We start from the raw sequence: 828 nt of genomic DNA on the forward strand, positions 1-828 counted from the left end.
AATCAAAATGACAAGGTTTCCATTCTTCGCTATGTGACAGAGGGCACCTTTGATGCGTATCTCTATCAAATCATCGAAAATAAGCAAAAATTCATTTCTCAGATTATGACCTCGAAAAGCCCGGCCAGAACCGCAGAGGACATTGACGAGGTGGCACTTTCCTATGCGGAGATCAAAGCGCTGGCCAGTGGAAACCCAGCGATTAAAGAAAAGATGGATTTAGACGTCCAGGTATCAAAGTTGCAGCTGTTAAAACAGAATTTCCTCAGTCAAAAATATGATCTGGAGGATCAAGTCACAAGGAAGTTTCCAAAAGAAATCGAAATGTTGGAACAGGAAATAGCAGCGTATCAAACGGATATCCGGCTCGCCAAGGAGCATACACCAGCCGAAAGAGAAATCTTTCCGATCATGGAGATTCAAGGAACTGACTATGGGGATAAACAGAAAGCCGGGCAAGCACTGTTGGAGGCTTGCAGACGGATGAATTCCCCCAAACCTGTGGCGGTGGGCAAGTATCGCGGTTTTGCGATGGAACTTCGCTATAATTCCTTTGAGCGAGAGTTTCAAATCGCGCTAAAAGGAACTCGTAGCCATATTATAACACTGGGTACCGATGCACATGGGAATATCACAAGGCTGGACAATGCCATTGCCCGATTGGAGGATAAACGTGAGAGTTGTCAGCAGCAGCTTATACAGGTAAAGGCGCGGCTTGCGACAGCAAAGCAAGAAGCTAAGCAGGAATTTGCGCAAGAGAAAGAGCTGGCAGAAAAACTTGCAAGACTGGGAGAACTGAATGCGCTTTTGGATATGGACAAAAATGAT

At 45.5% G+C, this 828-nt stretch carries 1 pseudogene; it reads left to right on the forward strand.

Features of this window, described 5'->3' with window-relative positions:
* Positions 1–33: 33 nt before the first annotated feature.
* Positions 34–828, forward strand: a pseudogene (locus NE619_RS17865) (helicase); the annotation flags it as partial.

The organism is Anaerovorax odorimutans, from assembly GCF_024459955.1.
In the GTDB taxonomy this organism is placed as follows: domain Bacteria; phylum Bacillota; class Clostridia; order Peptostreptococcales; family Anaerovoracaceae; genus Hominibacterium; species Hominibacterium odorimutans_A.